This is a genomic window from Nocardioides sp. 616, assembly GCF_002930065.1.
GTDB classification, from domain to species: Bacteria; Actinomycetota; Actinomycetes; order Propionibacteriales; family Nocardioidaceae; genus Nocardioides; species Nocardioides houyundeii.
Genome location: NZ_POAG01000021.1, coordinates 40184 through 56507 on the forward strand (window position 1 = coordinate 40184; position 16324 = coordinate 56507).

Sequence of the window (16324 nt, forward strand, 5' to 3'; positions counted from 1 at the left end):
CATGGGCTCCGTGGACCACCCCTTCAACCCCGTCTCCCTGGCCCTGGGCGCAGAGGCCACCTTCGTAGCCCGCACCATCGACTCGGACCGCAAGCACCTCACCTCCGTGCTCGCCGCCGCCGCCGCCCACCGCGGCACCTCCCTGGTCGAGATCTACCAGAACTGCCCCATCTTCAACGACGGCGCCTTCGACGCCATCAAGAACCCCGACACCAAGCAGGACGCCATCATCCCGCTGGTCCACGGCGAGCAGATCCGCTTCGGCACCCACGACGAGAACGGCCTCGGCACCAAGGGTCTGGTCCGGTCGCCCGGGGGCGGCGTGGAGCCGGTCCTGGTCGCCGACGTGCCCGAGAGCGAGCTCCTGGTGCACGACGCCCACCACCCGGACCCCACGATGGCCTTCGCCATCTCCCGCCTCACCGACTCCGGCTACCTCAACCAGTCGCCCATCGGCATCTTCCGCTCCGTGGAGCGCCCGACGTACGACGACCAGGCACGCGAGCAGGTCGACCGGGGCCGCGGCACCACCGGCCAGTTCCAGGCGCTGATCGACGGCGCCGACGTGTGGACGGTCGAGGACTGAGCACAGCAACACCCGGCTGCACCCCGAGTTCACCCCTGACTGAAAGAGACCCATGACCTACGTGATCGCAGCTCCCTGCGTGGACCTCAAGGACCGCGCCTGTGTCGACGAGTGCCCGGTCGACTGCATCTACGAGGGCAAGCGGATGCTCTACATCCACCCCGACGAGTGCGTCGACTGCGGCGCCTGCGAGCCGGTGTGCCCGGTCGAGGCCATCACCTACGAGGACGACACCCCGGAGGAGTACAAGGGCTTCTACGACGCCAACGTGCACTTCTTCGACGACCTGGGCTCCCCCGGCGGCGCCTCCAAGACCGGCCCGATCGACAAGGACCACCCGCTGGTCGCCGCGATGCCGCCGCAGGAGCACGACGAGCACTAGGCCCAGCTCTCCGGGTCTCTCCGGGGCGCTCACGGCGCCCCGGATCAGTCGACGATGACGAGCGTCTCGTCCAGACCGGCCCGGCTGGTGCGGAACGTGTTCGCCGGGTGCTCGGGGTCGGCGTACCCCAGGGAGACCGCGCAGAGCACCTGACGGTCGGCGGGCAGGTCCAGGAAGTCGCGCACGTGGTCGGAGTACATCGCGATCGCGGCCTGCGCGACCGAGGCGATGCCGCGGGAGTGGGCGGCGTTGAGCAGGGTGGCGACGTAGCCGCCGCAGTCCACCGCGCCGTACACCCCCAGGTGGGCGTCGGTGGTGATGATCGCGACGTGCGGGGCGCCGAAGAACTCGAAGTTGCGCAGCATCTGCGCGCCGCGGGCGTCCAGGTCGTCGCGGGCGATGCCGAGGCTGGAGTAGAGGGCGTAGCCGGACTCGCGGCGCCGTTCCTTGGCGACGCCGACGTACTCGGTGGGCATCGGCAGGTCCGAGCTCATCGGGCTGCCGGCCAGGTGCTCGGCCAGGCTCCCGGCGAACCGTGCGGTGGCCTCCCCGGTGACCAGGTGGGCACGCCAGGGCTGGGTGTTGCACCAGGACGGGGCGCGCTGGGCCAGGGCGAAGACCTCGCGCAGGGTCTGGATCGGCACGGGCTCGGGCCGGAACGCCCGGCAGCTCCAGCGGTCGCGCAGCACGTCGTCGAGGGTCATCGGCACAGTCGTCACCCGCACATCCTCACCCACGATTGGTCCGGGCGAGGCGGGTTGGTCCAGACGTCGCAGGCGTTGCGTGCTGGAGTCGCGCAGCCCTCGTGCCAGAGTTCTGCCATGCTCTCCCACCGCACGTCCACCGTCGCCGTCCTCGCCGCCTCCCTGCTGGCCCTGGCGGCACCCGTCGCAGGGGCTGCCGGGCAGAGCGCCGAGGCCCAGGTCCTGATGCGGGACAAGTCCGGGGACCAGGCGATCGCGGGCAAGGCGCCGGCGTGGGTGAAGGCGTCCGCGCGCTCCCAGGAGTCCGACATCCGTCGGGTCAAGGTCGAGGCGCTGGCCGACTCCTCCCTGCGCGCCACGTTCACCCTGGGCGCGCTGCGGGCCACGCGGGTGCAGCAGGGCGCCGAGCTGTACCGCGGCACCTACACCCGCAGCTGGGAGATCACCCTGGTCCTGGTCGACGACGACGCCGTGCTGCCCTTCCGCTTCGGCTACGAGGAGAGCAAGAACGGGCGGCTGAACCCCGACGACAAGCCGCGGGTCTACACCGAGGGCGACTTCGGCTACCGGGCGTGCGCCACCGGCGCGGTGAAGTTCCGTCCCCAAAAGCGTCAGGTCCGGATCACCCTGCCCGCCGCCTGCGCCCCCACCGACGAGCTGCGCGGCGCGGTCGCGAAGACCTCCGCGCACGCCAGCACCCAGCTGTTCGGCACCGACGACCGCTGGTTCCAGTACGGCAGCGACACCGTCTCCGGTCCGGACCTCGAGGTGCCCAAGAGCTGACGTCTCAGGGCACCCGTCTCAGGGCACCGGCGAGAACCCGCCGTCCACGTTGACCGCCGCCCCGGTGACGTACGACGCCCGCGGCGAGAGCAGGAAGGCCGCCACGTCGGCGAACTCCTCGGAGCGGCCCAACCGCCCCATCGGGATGCGCAGCCGCTCGGCGAGCGCGCCGGTGAAGTCGGCGTACTCCTGGCCGGCGTCGCGAGCCGCGCGCACCCACTGGTCGCTGTCGACGTAGCCGATCAGCACCGCGTTGACCCGCACCCCGTCCCCCGCGAGCTCCTGGGCCATCGCCTTGGTCCAGGCCAGTCCCGCCGCCCGGGAGGCCGAGGTGGGCAGGCTGCCGGCGGCCGGCGCCTTGGCGGAGATGGCCAGGCTGTTGAGGACCGCGCCGCCGCGCTCCCTCAGGTGGGGCAGCGCGAGCCGGGTGAGGCGCACCATGGCCAGCACCTTGAGCTCGTGGTCGGCGAGGATCTCGTCGTCGCCGAGGTCGGCGAACGCCCCGGCGGCGGACTTCCCGGCGTTGTTCATCACCCCGTCCAGGCGCCCGAAGCGCTCCAGGGTGCGCTCCACCAGCGCGGCCAGGTCCCCGGTCTCGCGTACGTCGGCCCGCACCCCGATCACGTCCCCGGGGAGGCCGGCGAGACCGGTCACGGCCCGCGCCAGGCGCTCTTCGTCACGGCCGCAGATCGCCACCCGGGCTCCCTCGGCGGCCAGCCGGTGGGCGGTGGCCAGGCCGAGTCCGTCCGAGCCGCCGGTGATGATGAACGCCCGGTCGCGCAGCTGCAGGTCCATGCGGCTTCTCCTCGTGAGGTGGAGCTCAATACTCCCGCGGAACCGCCGCCGCGTCAGCCCGGCGGATCTCGGGGCGGATGACGAGCAGCGCCGCGAGCGGCAGCACGGCCAGCAGCAGCAGGCTGGCGGGGATGCCCACCACGTCGCCCAGCCCGGCGACCACCGCGGAGCCGATGCTGCCACCGACGAGGAAGACCAGCGTCGCGATGCCGAGCGCGGCGCCTCGCACGTCCGCGTGCACGGCATCGCCGACCGAGGTGCTCATGGCGGGCTGACCCAGCCCGAAGCCGACGGTGGTGAACACCACCGAGACCCCGATGGCCGGCGGCCACGACAGGCCGATGCCGAGCGCGGCGACGGCCAGGGAGACCGAGGCCAGGACGGCGGCCACGGCCAGCGTCCGGGCGCCGCCCCGGCGCTCCAGCAGCGGAGCGGAGAGCCGGGGCACCAGGAGGGCGGCCCCGGCGCTGGGCAGCAGCAGCAGGCCGACCTTCCAGGGCTCCCAACCGTCGGCGACCAGGGCCGCGGGCACCGCGATCAGCATCGCGAACCAGGCCGCCGGCATGGCCGAACCCACCAGCGCGGAGCGCACGACCGTGCCGTTGCCGATAACCGAGGCGGGCAGGAAGCCGTGCGGCTTGCGACGCACCCGCAGGGCGACCAGCGGGGCGCCCAGCAGCAGCAGCGCGGCACCCAGGCTGGCGACCGCGACGCCGGTGGACGGCGACTGCACGATCATCACCAGGCCCGCGGACGTGCCGGCCACCAGGACCGCGCCCACCAGGTCGAGCCGGGCGCCGCTGCCGCCGCCGGCCACGGCGCGCCAGATCAGCGGCAGCACCAGCACGCCGAGGATGGGCAGGGCCATCACCGCCCGCCAGCCGAACCAGTGCTCGGTCGCGCCGCCGAGCAGCGGGCCGAGGCAGCTCACCGCCGCGGCCACCGCGGACAGCCGCCCGAGCGCGAGGCTGCGGATCTCTCCCTCGTAGCGGGCGCTGAGCAACGTCACGCCCAGGGTCGGCACGGCGGCCGCCCCCATGCCCTGGAAGATCCGCGCCACCAGCAGCAGCTCGAACGACGGGGCGACGGAGGCCGCCAGCGCGCCCAGCGACATCAGGCCCACCCCGACCAGCAGCGGGATCCGCACGCCCACGAGGTCGGAGACCCGGCCGTAGACCGGAGTGGCGACCGCCAGCAGCAGCACGTAGCCGCTGATCGTCCAGGCAGCGACCCCGACGCTGGTGTTGAACTCGTCGGCGACCATGGGCAGGGCGATGGCGGCGGAGGCGGACCCCATGCCGGTCAGCCCGAAGAGCAGGCCGAGCAGGAGGGAGACTCGGCGGGCGTCCTGGTCGTGGGTCACGTCTGGCGGCAACTGCTCGGTCCCTCGGCGCATTCCTGCCCAGTCGCAGGGTGAGACGCCGCCCCTGGCGCGCGAGGGGTGTCCAGCCCCGGCACGGGGACCGCGCGCCATCCGCCCGCACTGCGCTAGCCTCCGGCGAAGAGCCTGCAACGGAGAGGGACCGGCGCATGCATCGACTGCACCGCCGCGTGGTGCTTGTCCTGGGACGGCGAGTGGTGCTCGTCCTGGGTCTGCTGTGCCTGTCGCTGGGCTCGGTAGGCGCCCTGGTCATCGGCAGCGACGACACGATCGGCGTCGGCGACACGCACGTCTCGGGCGCCGCGACCGGGCTGCCGGTGGTGACCTACCCGGTGTTCAGCACCTTGGGCGGGGCCGAGATGGCCGTGACCGCCAAGGCCGCCGGCGGGGTGTACGTCGCCAGCGCGCACCGCGTGGACGTCACCGACCTGCTCGACGGGGTGCGCCACTACGAGCTCAAGCCCCTCTCCCGCGACGACGACGGACGGATCGTCGAGGGCCAGGCGGTGCGGCTGCGGCCGGGCAAGATCGTGGGCTGGCGGGAGAGCAGCTCCGGTCGAGGTGAGCAGCAGGTCATCGTGCCGCTGGACGAGGAGCCGGTCGGCGTGGTGGCCATGGCTCGGAAGCCGTCGGACCGGGTGCTGGTCAGCTTCGGCGTGCACGTCGGCGGACTGTTCCTCAAGGCGACCATCATCGCCGGCGCCGGCCTGCTGCTGATCGCGGCGTGGGCGGCGGCCCGGTGGCGACGCCGCAGGATCGCCGCGCGGGGCGACGGGTCGGACCTGCCGGGCAGCGACGACCGCACGGCCGCCGAGACCGACGCGGACGCCGACTCGGACGCCGACTCAGATGCCAGGACAGACACCGGGCGCGCGGCCCGCGGAGTCGCCCCCCGGGTTCCGGCGCCTGCCCAGTACGACGTCCCGGAGCGCTACCGCAGCACCCCGGCCCGTGGCACCACCGCCCGCAGCTCCTCCGGCGCCGCTTCCGCCACAGCGACCAGCGCCGCCACCTCGACCAGGACCGCGCCGCAGGTCCCCGCACCTCGGGTGCCGGTGATCACCGCCGTCCCCGTGACCGCACCGGACACAGTCCCGGTCCCAGTTCCGGTCCCAGTTCCGGTCCCAGTCCCAGTCCCGGTCACGGTGACCTCCAGCTCCACCGAGCTGGTCTCGCTGCGCCCCGTCCCGCCGCCGAGCCGGCCGACCCCGGGGAAGATGGGCGCCACCGCGGTCGCGGTGATGGCGCTCGCCTGGGGCGTGGGCCGGGCCCGCAAGCGGTTCCTGGGCCTCTTCCTGGCGCTGTTCCTGCTCTCGGGGTGCGGGACGCTGACCGGCACCGCTGCTGAGCCGAGCCAGGCCAAGGCCGCGGTCCAGGGCTCCGAGGTCGACGAGCTGGTGCAGGACTACCTCGGCCGCCACGCCCGGGCCGCGAAGCGTGCCGCCGCCCCGACGTACGACGGCTCCCGCTGGCCGATCTCCGAGACCGGGCCGCTGCTGCGGATCGCGCAGTACCAGGCCGTGGTGGACAGCATCGCCAAGCCCGAGACCAAGGCCCGGCGCCGCAAGGTGACGGCCGGGACGGTCTACTCCCCCACGTTCGCGGAGTACCCGATGTGGGCCGCGGTGCTGCTCGAGGGCCGCCAGGGCTCCGACCTGACCGTCTTCACCCGCCAGCGCTTCGCCGAGCCCTGGCTGGCCAGCGCCTCGGCCCGGATCCGGGGCGGCCGGCTGCCGGAGCCGGTGACGGTGCAGCAGAGCCCGAGCGAGACCGCGATCACCCGGGCGATCCAGGGGTCCCGGGCGGTGCAGGCGTTCTGGGCCACCGGGGAGGCTCCGGGCCTGGAGGTGGGCCGCGGGGTGCGGCGGGCCCGGCAGGCCCTGCTCGACACCGCCCCCGGCTCGGTGCCTCAGGTCACGGAGTGGCTCGACCCGGTCGACCAGATCCGGATGGTGCAGACGGCCGGCGGCCACCTGATGATGGCGCTGCACGACATCCGTCTCGGCACCACGCACTCGGTGCTCACCACGGCGCTCTTCGTGCCCGCGAACGGCGACGCGCGGGTGCTGGGCAGCAGCCTGGGACGGGTCCTGGACTGACCTGCCGCCTCAGGTGACCAGCCAGCGTCCGAGCAGGGTCCCGTCCTCCTCGAGCAGCAGCAGCGGCTCCAGCGCTACGTCGATCGGCGGGCCGTGCACGATCCGCGGGTGCTCCCCGGAGATCACCCGGGGCACCGTGGTCAGGCACAGCTCGTCGGCGACGCCTTCGGCGAGCAGGTCGTGCAGCAGGTGGGGGCCGCCCTCGCTGAGGATCTGGGTCCACCCACGCGCCACCAGCCGGCTGCGGAGCTGGACCAGGTTGACCGAGTAGGTGCCCAGGACCAGCACGTTGTCCTCGCCGAGCAGGGAGCGGGACTCCGCGAGCCCCTCGGCGTGCTCGCAGGTGGCCAGCAGCACCTTGCCGGGCTCGGCTCCGCGCAGCGACTCCGGCACCACCCCGGAGCGGCTGACCACCACGATCGGGACCCGAGCGGGTCGGTAGGACTCCGCCCGCGCGGTGCCCGCACCCACGACCACGCAGTCGGCGATGCGGCGCAGGGCGAAGAAGACGCGCTTGTCGACGGCGTTGTTGATGTCGCCGCTGCGGCCCTCCTCCCCGTGCGCGGCCCCGTCGAGGGAGGCCACCATGTTGACCCGCAGCCACGCCCCGTCCGGGGCCCCGGCGGGGGTGATGCGATAGATCTCGTCGAGCTCGTCGTCGCTGAGGTCCACCTCAGGGACCGGCGCCAGCTGCATCAGGACGCGCATGTCCACCTCACCACCCAGTACTTCACGCCGAAGGGATCTCCGGCGTGCTCCACGGTGGCAGTCTCCACCGTCAGTCCGCGCGCGGCCAGTGCCGCCAGTCCCTCGACGCCGGTGGCGAGCAGCTCGCGGGCCAGGTCGAGGTCGAGCCGGGCCAGCCCGGCGACGTCGCCGCGGGCCAGCAGGTCGCCGAGCTCGGCGTCGAAGTCGGCGGCCCGCTCGTCCAGGTGTCCCGGGGCCTTCTCGCTGCGCCGGGCCGACCCGTTGGCCAGCACCAGCAGGTCGGGTCCCTCACCGTCCGCGGAGTCGCGGGCGGCCAGCAGCCACTCCCCGACCCGGCAGCCCAGGTCGTCCTCGGCGAGCACCTCGACGGTGCTGCCCAGCTGCGCGACGGCGGCCAGGCAGGCGGCGCGCAGGTCGGCGACGGGGTCGGCCAGCGAGGCGTGCTCGGGCAGCAGGGCGGGCACCGGCGGCACCACGACCACTCTCATGCCAGCCCCCGGATGGCGCGTGCGGGCGGCCGGCGACCCGCGATCGACCACACCATGTCGACGGTCTGCCGGGTCTCCACGACCTCGTGCACCCGATAGATCCGGGCCCCGGCGAGCGCGCAGACGCTGGTGGCGGCGAGCGTGCCGACCAGGCGCGAGCCGACCGGCAGGTCCAGGGTCTCCCCGACGAAGTCCTTGTTGGACAGCGAGACCAGCACCGGCCAGCCGGTGGCGACCATCTCGTCCAGGCGCCGGGTCAGCTCGAGGGAGTGGAAGGTGTTCTTGCCGAAGTCGTGGGCGGGGTCGATCACGATGGAGTGGCGGTCCACCCCGGCGGCCAGCGCCCGTTCGGCGTACGCCGTGGTGTCGGCGATGGCGGCGGCGACCACGTCGTCGTACCCGATGCGGTGAGGGCGGGTGCGGACCGTCACCCCGCCGGTGTGGGTGCAGATGATGGCGGCGTCGTGCGCGGCGGCGACGTCGACCAGCTCGGGGTCGGCGCCGCCCCAGGCGTCGTTGAGCACGTCGGCGCCGACCGCGCAGACGGCCTCGCCCACCTCGGCGCGCCAGGTGTCGACGGAGATGACCAGGTCGGGGAACGCCTCGCGGACCCGGGCGACGAAGTCGACGACGCGGGCCTTCTCCTCCGCGACCGTGATCTCCACCCCGGGGGCGGCCTTGATGCCGCCGATGTCGACCATCTCCGCGCCCTGGGCGACGACGAACTCGACGCGGGCGAAGGCAGCGTCCTCGGCCCAGGTGGCGCCGCGGTCGTAGAAGGAGTCGGGGGTTCGGTTGACGATCGCCATCATCAGCGTCTGGTCGTCGGCGAACGAGCGGGAGCGGAGCCGCAGCGTCATCGGCGCTCCAGCAGCGGGCCGGCGGGGGGCCGCTCGGTGACGTCGACCTCACGCACCCGGGTGGCGGGCCCGGCGGCGAACTGGGTGAGCGGGATCGTGTCGGCGTGGTGGCTGTGGCTGGAGCGGGCCCAGCCGGCGGTGAGGACCTGGGTGGCCATGGCCCCCAGGTCGAGCAGCGGCTGGTGCCGGTGGGCGCGGGTGCCGAGGTCGACCTGGGCGATGGCGTCCAGACCGCGGGTCCGCCAGGTGTCGACCAGGGCGGCGAGCTCGACGCCGTACCCGGTGGGCACCGACAGGTTGGCGAAGTGCTCCCGGCGTACCGCCCACTCCCCGGCGAGCGGCTGGACCAGGCCGGCCAGCGGCGGGAAGAGCAGCGCGATCAGGGGACGGGCGACCAGCTCGGTGACCCGGCCGCCCTCCAGCGGTCCGCCGACCAGGTCGTCGACGCCGGGGCGCTCGTAGAAGCCCTTGACCAGCTGCACGGAGTCGTCGGTGAGCAGCGGGCCGAGCAGGCCGGGCACGAAGTGGGTGTCCCAGTCGGTGAGGTCGGCGTCGATGAAGACGACCAGGTCGCCGGTGGTGACGAACAGCGACTTCCACATCGCCTCGCCCTTGCCGGGGCGGGTGCCGAGGTCGCGGCGGATCTCGGCGCTGCGGTGCACCACAGCACCGGCGTCGGTGGCCACGGCGTAGGTCTCGTCGGTGGAGTCGGAGTCGATGACCACGATCTCGTCGACCAGCGCGGCGGTCTCCATCAGGGAGGCGCGGATCCGGGTGACCACGTCGCCGACGGTGCCGGCCTCGTTGCGGGCGGGCACCACCAGGCTGACGGTGGTGGCCTGCTTGGCGGCCTGCAGCTGGGGAAGCGACCAGTCCTGCCAGCGGTGGGTACGCCGCTCGAACCAGTCCTCGCTCACGTCGTCAGCCTACGCAAGCCCCGCCAAGCCCGACTCACTCCCTGGGTCCGCGGAACTCCTGCCAGCTGGGCAGCAGCTCCGGCAGTGGCGCTGCCTTGGGCTCGGTTCCCGGCCACCGCACCCGCAGCGGGTCGAGGCGGCCAGCCAGCTCGCGCAACGGCATCGCGTAGAAGGCCTGCACCTGGCGGGACCGGAAGCGCCAGCGTCCCTCGTCCCGCACGTAGCGGTCGTGGTAGCGGAAGCCGGTCACGAACATCTCGTGCTCGATCTCCATCTCCGCGCTGGACAGCACGACGCCCCGCGCGGTGTCCTCCTCGAGCTCCTCGAGCACCAGCGTGTGCGGGATGTGCAGGGTGACGCCGTAGGACCCGAGCCGCTCCCCGTAGTAGGCCATGGCGGCGTCACGACCGACCGAGTGGCCGGCGACCGAGTCGAACTCGAAGTCCCGGGCGAAGCAGCCCGCCAGCGCCTCCATGTCGCGGTCGTCGCAGGCGTTTCCGTAGCGCGCCAGCAGCTCCTCGATCGCGTTCCGGTCCTCGAGCCGACGCACCCGCTCCAGCAGTTCTTCGCTCATGCGAACACCTCCGCGCGAGTGTGCAGCACGACCGGCAGTGACGGCGGGCAGCGCAGCATGAACCCTTCGTCGGGAGGCAGGTCGCCCACCGGCTCGATTCGTGCCACCCGACTGCCGAGCTCTCGCAGCGCGTGCCGCATCTCGGTCTGGGCCAGCCGGGCGCCGACGCAGTAGTGGGTTCCGGCTCCGAACGGCAGGATCTCCCCCGCCGCGGTGAACTGCTTGCTGCCCTGGCCGACGTACCGGTCGACGCGGAAGGTCTCCGGGTCGGCGAAGACCTCGGGGTCCCGGTTGGCCGCGACGAGCAGCAGGCAGACGCGCTGACCCTCGGGCACCAGGGTGTCGCCGATCCTCACCTCGGAGACGGTCCGTCTCATAAGGCCGTTGACCGGCGGGAAGAAGCGCAGCGCCTCAGCGGACAGCGCGGCGACGGCGTCCTCGTCGTCAAGCCGCTCCTGCAGCCAGTCCCAGGCCTCGGGATGCAGCGCGACATGCCGCAGCAGGCTGGTCAGCACCCGCTCGGTGGTCTCGACCCCGGCGGCGAGGAGGAAGACCACCGAAGACACGATCTCGCTCAGCGGCAGGGGCTGCCCGTCGTACTCGGCTGCGGCCAGGGACGAGATGAGGTCGCTGCCGGGGTTGCGCCGGCGCTCCTCGACGTACGGCGCGAGAAACGACTCCAGCTCGTCCCGGGCGGCCAGGGCCCGGGTCCTCGCCTCCGGGTTGTTCACGCTGGCGACTCCGCCAGATCCCACTGCCCGGTACCACCGTTCGAAGGACTCCTCGTGCCCCAGGTCAGTCATCTCGGTGATGGCCAGCAGCGGGATCCACATGGCGAACTCGCGCCGCAGCTCGACCGGCGCCCCGTGGGTGAGGGCCTCGGCGGTGCGCACCGAGATGTCGTGCACCCGTGCGTCGAGTCCGTCACGCAGGGCGTTCCGGCTGCGGATCCGGGTGGCCACGACTCCGACCTTCTTCGCGTGCTCGCGCCCTTCCATGTGGAGGTAGGTGCGGCCGTACGGCGGCGCCCCCGGCCCGGACTGCACCGCGCGAAAGCTCTCGGAGTCGCGCAGCACCTCCCGGACGTCATGGTGCCGGCTGACGACCCAGGCCTGGAGCGTCTCGCTGAAGAACACCGGTTCTTCCTCGCGCAGTCGGGCGAATACGGCCGCCCGGTCCACGGTGGGGTCGTCGGCGACGACTCGGTCGAACTCCTGCTCCAGCACGTGGTCTCCTTGCGGGGCTGTCATGTGGTCGCGCCTCGCGCGCCGTCGATCACGATGTGGGAGCCGTTGATGAACCCGGCCTCCCTGCTGAGCAGGAAGAGCGCCGTGGCACCCACCTCGTCGGGCCTGCCGAGGCGTCCGACGTAGTTGCGTCCGACCAAGTCGGCCGCGGCTGCCTCGGGGTCCCCGGTCGCCTCCAGGTGCTGGGTCAGCAGCGCGGTCTCGATGCTGCCGGGGCAGATCGCGTTGCAGCGGATGCCCTGCCGGCCGAAGTCGACGGCCACTGCCCGGGTCAGGTTGAGCATCCCGGCCTTGCTCACGGCGTACGCCACGTGACGGGGACGGGCGACGAGACCCTCGAGCGAGGAGATGTTCACGATGGCCCCGCCCCCGGCCTCGAGCATCGCGGGGATGAAGGCACGGCACATCCGCCAGGCGCCCTTGAGGTTGACGTCCATGACGGCGTCCCACTCATCCTCGGTCAGGGTGACGACGTCGGCCTCGATCAGCCGACCGGCGTTGTTGACGACGCCGGTCACCCGGCCCTGCCAGTCGAGCACCGTGCGCAGCGCGGCGTCGACCGACGCGGCGTCGGTCACGTCCAGCACGGTTCCCCGCGCCGAGAGCCCGTCGGAGACGAGCTCATCGACGGCACTGTCCACCGCGGATTTATGGAGGTCACCCACCAGGACGTGGGCACCCGCCTCGGCGGCAGCCCGCGCGATCGCCGCTCCCAGTCCGCGGGCGGCACCGGTGACCACGACCACCTCGTCGAGGAGCCGGGGCTCGGGTGTCACTGCCATCTCAGCACCCACCGCTCGAAGACACCCAGCAGGCGGTCCATCACGAAGCTGATCAGAGCGAGCACCACCAGCACAGCAAAGACGCCGCCGACCTGGAGGGTGTTGCTGTAGCGCACGATGTCGGTGCCCAAGCCGTCCCGAGACCCGATCATCTCGCTCGCGATGACGCCCAAGAGGGCGTACGTCAGGGACAGCCGGATCCCGGCCACCACCACCGGCACGGAGCCGGGAAGCACGATCTTGCGGTAGCGCTCGATGGTGGACATGCCGAGCGAGTCGGCCAGCACGAGGAGGTCCCGGTTGGTCTCCTTCACCCCGGCACGGGTGTTGAAGAGCATGATGAAGACGACCAGCGTGACGCCCACCGCGGCCTTGGCGTTGACCGTGAGGCCGAACCAGACGATGAACAGCGGCGCCAGCGCGATGCGGGGCAACGAGTTGAGCGGCACCAGGAACGGCTCGAAGACCCGGTCCAGGTACTGCGAGGAGCCGAGCACCAGGCCGGCGAGGCCGCCCAGCGGTACGCCGATGAGCAGGGAGAGCCCGACCGCGTGCATGGTCGCCATCGTCTGGTCGAGCAGCGAACCCGACTCGTAGAGGCTTCTGAGCTGCTCCCACACCTCCAGCGGCCCGGAGATCAGGGACTTGTCGACGAGCTCGTAGCGGCCCAGGGCGTCCCAGACCAGCATCAGCACCACGAAGAGCACCAGCTGGCTGAGCAGCACTGCCTTGCGGCTCAGCCAGAACGCCTGCGAGGGCAGTCGCCCGGTCCGTCTGCGGGACGTCGGCCCGGTGGGCCCTGCGACCGGGTCCGCGGCGGCAACGCTCATCGCTCACCCTCCTTGAGCTCGTCGAACAGCTGACGGTGCAGCGTCCGGAAGCTGTCCTCGAAGAGAATCTCCTCGAGTCGCAGGTGCCGCGGACGGGGCACGTCGACCGTGTGGTCGTAGGCGATCCGACCCGGGTGCGGATGCATGACGATCACCCGGTCGGCCAGGAGGAGGGCCTCCTGCAGGTCGTGGGTCACGAAGAGAACCGTCGCCCGCTCCTCCGGCCGGTTGGACTCCCAGAAGAGCAAGAGCTCGCGCTGCAGGCGCAGCTTCGTCTGGGCGTCCAACGCGGCGAAGGGCTCGTCCATCAGCAGGATGTCGCGGTTGGGCGCCATCGTGCGCGCCAGCGCGACCCGCTGCCGCTGACCCTGGGAGAGCTGGCTCGGGTGGCTGGTCGCCAGGTGCTCGAGCTCCACCGACCGCAGCGCCTCCTGGGAGCGCTGCTGCAGCTCCGAGCGGGAGACCCCCTCCCCCTCCATCCCCAGCTCCACGTTGCGCTGTGCGTCCCGCCACGGGAGCAGTGCGTCGCGGGCGAACATGTACGAGGTGTCCTTGCTGCCCATCTCGGGTGGGTGCCCGTTGACCTCGACGGCACCGTCGGCCGCCGCGAGCAACCCGGCGAAGACGTGGAGCAGTGTGGTCTTGCCGCAACCGCTCGGCCCGACCAGCGCCACGAAGTCGCCCTTGGCCACGTCCAGGCTCACGTCGTCGAGGATCGGCACCGCCGCCCCGGACGAGGCAGAGTCGGTCTTTCCCGTGAGCCAACCGAGCAGCGGGCGGTCGCTCTTGCGGGGTGGGTAGTTGAAGGTCAGGTTCCTGACCTTCAGGGCGGAGGGCTGTGCGTCGGCCACGCCAGGGCTGGATCGGTGGGTGGTCACGGTGTCAGCCATCGACGCCGTCCCAGATCATCTCGGCACATCTGATCGTGGGGTCGGACGCAACCGTCTTGGCCTCCTCCGCCTGCTCCGCACTGAGGTCGATCGCGGCGCAGTCGAGCTCGGGCGAGAAGATGGCCGTCAGACCGTCGGGACCGACGAACTGCTCGGCGACCGCCTCGTCGAGGCCGAAGTCATCGGCCAGGTAGGAGACGACGTCGGCGGAGTTCGCGTCATCCTGGAGGTAGTCGTCGGCCTCGGTGATCGCGTCGCAGAAGTCCTGCGCACGGTCGGCGTTGGCCTCGAGCCACTTCGTGGTCGCGAAGTAGCCGGTGTGGTACGGCAGCTGCTCCCCGGACTTCACCATGTCCACCGCGACCCGGGCGTTGCCTGCGGCGACCTCGGACTGCTGGACGAACGGGTAGCCGAAGATCGCGTCGACCCGGCCGGAGTTCAGTGTCGCGGCCGCCTCGCCCACGGTGCCGACCGCCACCAGCTCGATGGAGTCGATGTCGGCGCCAGCTTGGTCTGCGAGGGAGCGGAAGTAGGCCTCCTGGCCGGCGCCGAGGCTGTCCAGGCCGAACGTCTTGCCCTCCAGCGCCTTGATGCCTTCCTTCCAGTCGGTCGGGTCGACGGTCTCGATGTCGGAGTCGTCCTTGACCATCACGACGTTCCAGGCCTTGTTGATCCCGCCGCAGAAGAACTGGACGTCCTGGCCCTGCTGCTGGGCTGCCATGACTTGGCTGACGGCGTTCTGGGCGACGTCGATGGACCCGGAGGTGAGAGCGGCAAGCTGGGTGCCGGCCGAGGTCACCTGGACGAAGTCGGGGGTGATGCCCCGGTCCTTGAAGAACCCCTTCTCGGCCGCGATCTGGTCCGGCACGGTGATGCCGGCTCCGGCGAAGTTGGCGATCGTCACCGTCCCGGAGTCGGCACTGTCGTCACCGTCGTCTCCGCCACAGGCGGAGGTGAGCGCGAGCACCCCGATGCAGGCGACGGCGAGGGCGGTGCGACCGGGGACGCGTCGAAGACCTGGATTCATGAGCACTCCTGCGGGTGAGAGGAACTGACTAAGTGTGACTTAAATCACACTCATGACAATAGTGAATATGATTCGCACGTCAAGGTGGTTCCAGGAGGTGGTCGTACGGTGGACCGCGAATCGCGGTCAGGCCCGGATCGCCGCCCAGGTCAGGTCCGCCAGCCGACGCCAGGGCGCGGGGTCCAGCGCGGCCGAGTCGGAGAGCCGACCGGCCATCCCGAGGATGAGCAGGGTGAGGTCGGCGTAGGTGACGTCCGCGCGCACCAGCCCGGCGTACTGCGCCCGCTGGAGCGCCTCGGTGAAGCGCGCCTCGACGTGGGCGCGGGCGCTGCTCATCCGGTCGTCGAGGTCGCCGGCCCGCAGCAGGTCGAGGGCCAGCTTGTTCTGTCGAAACCGCTCGACCACCTCCGCGATCAGGTCCGCCAAGGTGTCCTCGTCGGTGCCGGCGGAGACTCGCTGGTCCAGCACCTCCCCCCACTCCGCGAGCCAGCGGGTGGCCACCTCGCTGAGCAGGTCCTCCTTGGTCGCGAAGTTGCGGAAGACGGTGGCGTTGCCGACGTCCGCGCGCTCGGCGACCTGGGCGACCGTGGCACTCAGGCCCCGCTCGGCGAAGACCGCGACCGCGGCGTCGGAGACGCGCTGCCGGTTGCGAGCGGCGTCCGCGCGCGGACGCCGCCGCTGGATGTCCTCCGGCCCGGTCTCACCGGGACCGCGGGGGTGGCTCAACCGGCGCTCACCAGCGCGGGCTCGCCGAGCTGGACGGTCGCTGCCGACAGGACCGAGCGGGCCAGGCCGTGCAGCCACTCGTCGTCCTTGGTCGCCACCGGGTGCGGTACGACGAGGCTGTGGTAGCCGGGCGCACCCAGGCTGGCGGCGAACCGGGCGACGATGGGCACGAACACCTCGGTGATCAACACGGTGGAGGCCACCCCGGCCCGCTCGAGCAGCAGGGAGTCCTGCAGCGAGCAGGCACTGCAGGCACCACAGTCGCCCAGCCCGGTGACCGCGAGGTCGACCCGGGAAGCCAGGTCGGCGACCTGGTCGTCGTCGAGCGGTATGCCCGCCGATGCCTTGCTGATCATCACGACCTCGGCCACACCGTAGGTCTCCTGCAGCTCCTTGCCGAGCATCTGCAGCAGGGCCCCGGCGCGGGGCTTGCCGTTGTCGACCAGGCCGAGCCGGGCTCCCTCGAGACCGCGCCGCTCGGCGAGGTCGATCGCGGCGGCCGGCGCCTCGGTGACGGCGGGCACGTGGACGGTGATGGTGCTCAT

Annotated in this window: 18 protein-coding genes and 1 pseudogene; 4 read left to right on the forward strand and 15 right to left on the reverse strand. The window is 72.1% G+C overall.

What is annotated here, in order from left to right; translation table 11 throughout:
• Positions 1 to 586, forward strand: a pseudogene (locus C5H89_RS14715) (2-oxoacid:ferredoxin oxidoreductase subunit beta); the annotation flags it as partial.
• 52 nt (positions 587 to 638) lie between these two features.
• Complete coding sequence (fdxA, locus tag C5H89_RS14720; protein WP_104107747.1) at positions 639 to 968, forward strand: ferredoxin; 330 nt, start codon at positions 639 to 641, stop codon at positions 966 to 968.
• A gap of 44 nt (positions 969 to 1012) precedes the next feature.
• Here the strand turns inward: fdxA and C5H89_RS14725 are convergent, their stop codons facing one another.
• Positions 1013 to 1687 carry a nitroreductase gene (locus C5H89_RS14725; RefSeq protein WP_240181887.1) on the reverse strand — a complete coding sequence of 225 codons (675 nt, stop codon included), beginning with the start codon at positions 1685 to 1687 and terminating at the stop codon, positions 1013 to 1015.
• A gap of 102 nt (positions 1688 to 1789) precedes the next feature.
• On the opposite strand from C5H89_RS14725, the gene C5H89_RS14730 reads away from it, so the two are divergent.
• Positions 1790 to 2455 (forward strand): hypothetical protein, encoded by a 666-nt coding sequence (locus tag C5H89_RS14730; RefSeq protein ID WP_104107749.1) that lies wholly within the window; start codon positions 1790 to 1792, stop codon positions 2453 to 2455.
• Between the two features lie 18 nt (positions 2456 to 2473).
• Here C5H89_RS14730 and C5H89_RS14735 read toward each other — a convergent pair whose 3' ends face one another.
• Both C5H89_RS14735 and C5H89_RS14740 read right to left on the reverse strand, forming a co-directional pair.
• Complete coding sequence (locus C5H89_RS14735; protein WP_104107750.1) at positions 2474 to 3250, reverse strand: SDR family oxidoreductase; 777 nt, start codon at positions 3248 to 3250, stop codon at positions 2474 to 2476.
• A gap of 25 nt (positions 3251 to 3275) precedes the next feature.
• On the reverse strand, positions 3276 to 4613 hold the full coding sequence (locus tag C5H89_RS14740; RefSeq protein WP_162799395.1) for an MFS transporter: 1338 nt from the start codon (positions 4611 to 4613) through the stop codon (positions 3276 to 3278).
• Between the two features lie 167 nt (positions 4614 to 4780).
• Between C5H89_RS14740 and C5H89_RS18970 the strand changes: the two genes are divergently transcribed.
• Positions 4781 to 6730 carry a hypothetical protein gene (locus tag C5H89_RS18970; protein ID WP_162799396.1) on the forward strand — a complete coding sequence of 650 codons (1950 nt, stop codon included), beginning with the start codon at positions 4781 to 4783 and terminating at the stop codon, positions 6728 to 6730.
• Positions 6731 to 6739: 9 nt separating this feature from the next.
• Here the strand turns inward: C5H89_RS18970 and C5H89_RS14760 are convergent, their stop codons facing one another.
• The 12 genes from C5H89_RS14760 to C5H89_RS18980 all read right to left on the reverse strand — a co-directional run bounded on the left by C5H89_RS14760 (position 6740) and on the right by C5H89_RS18980 (position 16324).
• A complete protein-coding gene (locus tag C5H89_RS14760; protein ID WP_104107754.1) occupies positions 6740 to 7438 on the reverse strand; it encodes a dihydrofolate reductase family protein in 699 nt (232 codons plus the stop codon).
• Positions 7426 to 7926: a hypothetical protein gene (locus tag C5H89_RS14765; RefSeq protein WP_162799397.1), complete on the reverse strand. Its 501-nt coding sequence runs from the start codon at positions 7924 to 7926 to the stop codon at positions 7426 to 7428. Before C5H89_RS14765 ends, C5H89_RS14760 begins: the two co-directional genes overlap by 13 nt.
• Positions 7923 to 8786 carry a dihydropteroate synthase gene (gene folP / locus C5H89_RS14770; RefSeq protein WP_104107756.1) on the reverse strand — a complete coding sequence of 288 codons (864 nt, stop codon included), beginning with the start codon at positions 8784 to 8786 and terminating at the stop codon, positions 7923 to 7925. The genes C5H89_RS14765 and folP overlap by 4 nt, the downstream gene beginning before the upstream one ends.
• A complete protein-coding gene (locus tag C5H89_RS14775) occupies positions 8783 to 9703 on the reverse strand; it encodes a glucosyl-3-phosphoglycerate synthase (protein WP_104107757.1) in 921 nt (306 codons plus the stop codon). Before C5H89_RS14775 ends, folP begins: the two co-directional genes overlap by 4 nt.
• Before the next feature lie 34 nt (positions 9704 to 9737).
• Positions 9738 to 10277: a nuclear transport factor 2 family protein gene (locus C5H89_RS14780; protein WP_104107758.1), complete on the reverse strand. Its 540-nt coding sequence runs from the start codon at positions 10275 to 10277 to the stop codon at positions 9738 to 9740.
• Positions 10274 to 11527 carry a cytochrome P450 gene (locus tag C5H89_RS14785; protein WP_104107759.1) on the reverse strand — a complete coding sequence of 418 codons (1254 nt, stop codon included), beginning with the start codon at positions 11525 to 11527 and terminating at the stop codon, positions 10274 to 10276. Before C5H89_RS14785 ends, C5H89_RS14780 begins: the two co-directional genes overlap by 4 nt.
• Positions 11524 to 12306 carry an SDR family oxidoreductase gene (locus C5H89_RS14790; protein ID WP_104107760.1) on the reverse strand — a complete coding sequence of 261 codons (783 nt, stop codon included), beginning with the start codon at positions 12304 to 12306 and terminating at the stop codon, positions 11524 to 11526. Before C5H89_RS14790 ends, C5H89_RS14785 begins: the two co-directional genes overlap by 4 nt.
• Positions 12297 to 13136 (reverse strand): ABC transporter permease, encoded by an 840-nt coding sequence (locus C5H89_RS14795; RefSeq protein ID WP_104107761.1) that lies wholly within the window; start codon positions 13134 to 13136, stop codon positions 12297 to 12299. The genes C5H89_RS14790 and C5H89_RS14795 overlap by 10 nt, the downstream gene beginning before the upstream one ends.
• Positions 13133 to 14026 carry an ABC transporter ATP-binding protein gene (locus C5H89_RS14800; RefSeq protein WP_104107762.1) on the reverse strand — a complete coding sequence of 298 codons (894 nt, stop codon included), beginning with the start codon at positions 14024 to 14026 and terminating at the stop codon, positions 13133 to 13135. Before C5H89_RS14800 ends, C5H89_RS14795 begins: the two co-directional genes overlap by 4 nt.
• Positions 14019 to 15053 (reverse strand): ABC transporter substrate-binding protein, encoded by a 1035-nt coding sequence (locus C5H89_RS14805; RefSeq protein WP_104107763.1) that lies wholly within the window; start codon positions 15051 to 15053, stop codon positions 14019 to 14021. The genes C5H89_RS14800 and C5H89_RS14805 overlap by 8 nt, the downstream gene beginning before the upstream one ends.
• A 126-nt stretch (positions 15054 to 15179) precedes the next feature.
• Entirely contained in the window at positions 15180 to 15779 is a 600-nt protein-coding gene (locus tag C5H89_RS18975) for a TetR/AcrR family transcriptional regulator (protein ID WP_162799398.1), read from the reverse strand.
• Entirely contained in the window at positions 15776 to 16324 is a 549-nt protein-coding gene (locus tag C5H89_RS18980; protein WP_162799399.1) for a hypothetical protein, read from the reverse strand. The genes C5H89_RS18975 and C5H89_RS18980 overlap by 4 nt, the downstream gene beginning before the upstream one ends.